This window comes from Inquilinus sp. OTU3971 (genome assembly GCF_038440215.1).
The window spans coordinates 1-3,868 of sequence record NZ_JASATH010000352.1; the positions used below are offsets into that span (position 1 = coordinate 1).

Genomic DNA, 3,868 nt, shown 5'->3' on the forward strand with positions numbered 1-3,868 from the left:
GTCCGGGCCCTCCGCGAAGGCAGCCGGGCCGCCGCGGAATAGCGGCCACGAGTTGCTGCGGTGCAGCCACGATTCCGGCTTGTCAGCGCGGCGGAATCGTTCTCTGGTATCAGAAGTTCTGCATTTGGTATGCCAGAGGGCCGATCATAACGGCCCCTGTCAACAACGACATAACCGAGGGGAGGGGCAGCCGATTCACACATCGGCGCGACGGTACTGTTGACCCAACGAAGCCGGTCGATTCCGGTCCGCGGCCGCAGTCCGGCGCACCCCTCCTCGAGGACGATGGCGTCCGTCACGGGCCGTCACCTCCGATGCCATGGGGTTGCCTCAACCGACATGCGAAGGATTGGGACGGAAATGCTGACAGAGAACTCAACTCAGGGACCGGCTCTCAAAGGACCGCCAGGGGGACGCTGGCTCCAGCTGCTCATCGGCATCGTCTGCATGGCGATGGTGGCCAATCTGCAATACGGCTGGACCCTGTTCGTCGGCCCGATCGATGCGACGCATCACTGGGGACGGGCGGCGATCCAGGTCGCCTTCACCATCTTCGTGCTGACCGAGACCTGGCTGGTGCCGGTCGAGGGCTGGTTCGTCGACAAGTTCGGGCCGCGCATCGTGGTCCTGATCGGCGGCCTGCTCTGCGCCATCGCCTGGGCGCTGAACTCGGTAGCGGATTCGCTGACCCTGCTCTACATCGCCGCCGCGATAGGCGGCGTCGGCGCCGGCGCCGTCTACGGCACCTGCGTCGGCGCGGCGCTGAAATGGTTCCCGGACCGGCGCGGCCTGGCGGCGGGGCTGACCGCGGCCGGCTTCGGCGCCGGCTCGGCCGTGACCATCGTGCCGATCGCCAACATGATCCATTCCTCCGGCTACCAGTCGACCTTCATGACCTTCGGCCTGATCCAGGGCGGGGCGGTGGTGGTGCTGTCCTTCCTGCTGGCGACGCCGGCCAAGGGGCAGCTGCCGGTGATGAAGCCGAAGATCGCGCAGACCCGGCGCGACTATGCGCCGGCGGAGATGCTGCGCAGCCCGGTGTTCTGGGTGATGTATGCGATGTTCGTCATGGTCGCCTCCGGCGGCCTGCTCGCGACGGCGCAGCTGGCCCCGATCGCGGCCGACTTCAAGATCGGCGACACCCCGGTCAGCCTGCTCGGCCTGACCATGCCGGCCCTGACCTTCGCGCTGTCGCTCGACCGGGTGCTGAACGGCGTCACCCGGCCGTTCTTCGGCTGGGTCTCGGACCATATCGGCCGCGAGAACACGATGTTCATCGCCTTCTTCCTCGAGGCCGTCGGCATCGTCATGCTGATGGAATTCGGCCAGGACCCGGTGGCATTCGTGATCCTGACCGCGATGGTGTTCTTCGCCTGGGGCGAGATCTACTCGCTGTTCCCGGCGACCTGCGGCGACACCTTCGGGTCGCGCTACGCCACCACCAATGCCGGGCTGCTCTACACCGCCAAGGGAACGGCCTCGCTGGTGGTGCCCTTCGCCAACATCGCGGTCAGCCAGCTCGGCAGCTGGGACATGGTGTTCATCTTCGCCGCGCTGGTGAACGTGATCGCGGCGGTGATGGCGATGTTCGTGCTCAAGCCGATGCGGGCCCGGGCGCTGGAACAGGCGCGGGCCGGCATGACCCCGGAGGGGGAGCCGCGCCTCGCCAACTGAGAACCCGGGCCGGGACGCGCCCGGCAGCCGAGACAATCCCCAGGGAGGCGGCTTCGCCTCCCTTTTTCTTTGGCTGCTGTGCCTTACAGCGCCCGCATGAAGCTGGCCCAGCTCGGGTCGGCGGCCTCGGACTCGTCGGCCTCGCCGCCGGTCTCGACACGGCGCAGCCGGCCCGCGGTGTTGCCCGACAGCGAGCCGCCCTGGGCGGCCGCCAGGCGGGGGGCGGTGACGAGGCCCAGGAGGGCGACGAGGGCGAGGGCGGTCCCGATCAGCAAGCCGGTCATGATCAATCCTTTCGCGGGTTCGTGTCCTGCTGCGATGCAATATACGCTCGATCCGCGAGCAGGCAAGGCAATCTGGTATACAGAATACGTAAAACGGGTATGCAGCCGACCCCTGGCGGGCAATGCCGGCTTCTCATCTCCATCACCGGAAAAAATATCGCAGATACAATGAGATAGATCGGATTTCTCCGAGTGGGGCGGAATCTGCAGGGCAGCCATGGGTATCTGGCATACAAAATCCATAATGCGGGAACTTGCTGAAGGTCAGCGTCTCTGCCATATGATGCAGCGCAAGAGACCCAACTCCACGGAGCCCGCCATGACCCTCGGACTGATCGCCCTCATCATCGCCGGCGCCGGCCTGGCCGCCGTGGTCTCCGAGATCGCCGTGAAGGCGCCTGACCTGTTCGGCGCGATCGCCACCGATGTCCGCCGGATGGCGACGCCGCATCGTCGCGTGACCGAGGCCCAGGAACCCGCCAACAGCAACCTCTGGCGCAAGGCGGCCTGACCTCTCCCTCCTTCAATCTTCCCGCATGTCTGGACAGGCGGCCCCTCCGGGCCGCCTGTCGTCGTTTCCGGCTTTGTGCATGGGCGAAACGGTGTCGCCGTTCCTAATGATCTGGAAAGGGCCGGGTTTTCGCCCTTTGTAATTTCGTTCTATTGCGCCGCGGTATGACGATCGAAATAGATCGCCCGGGTTTCAAAAAGATCCATTGCGTTACATTCCAGATACAATATATTGGATACCAGCCAGTCTCGGTCACCGACCTGGCCATCCACCAACAAGACAGTCGGCCGCGCTTGACGCGAAGCCGCGGCGCTGGGGAGGCACCAATGACCGGGAAAGTGCGTAAAGCGCTTGTGCATGGATTTGCCTGTGCCGCGGCTGCGGTGGCCCTGCTGGGGGCCGGCATCGCTCAGGCGGATTGGAAACCCACCCGCAACGTCGAGTTCGTCGTCCCCGCGGGCACCGGCGGCGGCGCCGACCAGATGGCCCGGATGATCCAGGGCATCATCCAGAAGCACGGGCTGATGGAGCAGTCGATCGTCGTAGTCAACCGCTCCGGTGGCGCCGGCGCGGAAGGCTTCCTCGACGTCAAGGGGTCGGGCGGCGACCCGCACAAGATCATCATCACCCTGTCGAACCTGTTCACCACCCCGCTGGCGACCGGTGTGCCGTTCAACTGGAAGGACCTGACGCCGGTCACCATGCTGGCGCTGGACGAGTTCATCCTGTGGGTGAACTCCTCCGAGCCCTATCAGTCGGCGCAGGACTACGTCACCGCGATCAAGGCGGGGGGCGACAACGCCTTCAAGATGGGCGGCACCGGCTCGAAGCAGGAAGACCAGATCATCACCGCCGGGCTCGAGCAGATCATCGGCAAGCGGCTGACCTACATCCCCTACAAGGGCGGCGGCGACGTCGCGGCCCAGCTGGTCGGCAACCATGTCAACTCCAGCGTCAACAATCCGATCGAGGCGGTGTCGCAATGGCGCGCCGGCGCGCTGCGCCCGCTCTGCGTCTTCGACGACCAGCGCATCGCCGTGACCGCGCCGCAGGCCGAGGGCAAGGCCTGGAGCGACGTGCCGACCTGCAAGGAGGCCGGCCTGGACATGAAATACCTGATGCTGCGCGGCATCTTCATGCCGCCCGAGGCGTCGCCGGAGCAGGTGGCCTACTATGTCGGGCTGTTCGAGAAGGTGCGCGAGACGCCCGAGTGGAAGGAGTTCATGGCGGCCGGCGCCTTCAACACCACCACCATGACTGGCGACGCCTTCAAGACCTGGCTGACCGAGACCGAGCAGACCCACAAGACCCTGATGGAAGTGGCCGGCTTCATCGCGAAGTAGGGCCCGGTCCCGGGGGGCGGGCGCCCCCCCCCCGCCCCCCGCCCCCGCGGGCGCGC

General features: G+C 66.1%; 4 protein-coding genes. 3 read left to right on the forward strand and 1 reads right to left on the reverse strand.

Going from position 1 to position 3,868, the window contains the following annotated elements:
- Nucleotides 1–360: 360 nt before the first annotated feature.
- On the forward strand, nucleotides 361–1,674 hold the full coding sequence (oxlT, locus tag AAHM41_RS39410) for an oxalate/formate MFS antiporter (RefSeq protein ID WP_342242104.1): 1,314 nt from the start codon (nucleotides 361–363) through the stop codon (nucleotides 1,672–1,674).
- 83 nt (nucleotides 1,675–1,757) lie between these two features.
- Here oxlT and AAHM41_RS39415 read toward each other — a convergent pair whose 3' ends face one another.
- Nucleotides 1,758–1,958, reverse strand: coding sequence for a hypothetical protein (locus AAHM41_RS39415; protein ID WP_342242105.1), 201 nt, complete (start codon nucleotides 1,956–1,958; stop codon nucleotides 1,758–1,760).
- A 319-nt stretch (nucleotides 1,959–2,277) separates the two neighbouring features.
- Here AAHM41_RS39415 and AAHM41_RS39420 point away from each other — a divergent pair, with 319 nt between their 5' ends.
- Together AAHM41_RS39420 and AAHM41_RS39425 are read left to right on the forward strand one after the other, a co-directional pair.
- Nucleotides 2,278–2,469 (forward strand): hypothetical protein, encoded by a 192-nt coding sequence (locus tag AAHM41_RS39420; RefSeq protein WP_342242106.1) that lies wholly within the window; start codon nucleotides 2,278–2,280, stop codon nucleotides 2,467–2,469.
- 326 nt (nucleotides 2,470–2,795) lie between these two features.
- Entirely contained in the window at nucleotides 2,796–3,812 is a 1,017-nt protein-coding gene (locus AAHM41_RS39425; RefSeq protein ID WP_342242107.1) for a Bug family tripartite tricarboxylate transporter substrate binding protein, read from the forward strand.
- Nucleotides 3,813–3,868 lie beyond the last annotated feature (56 nt).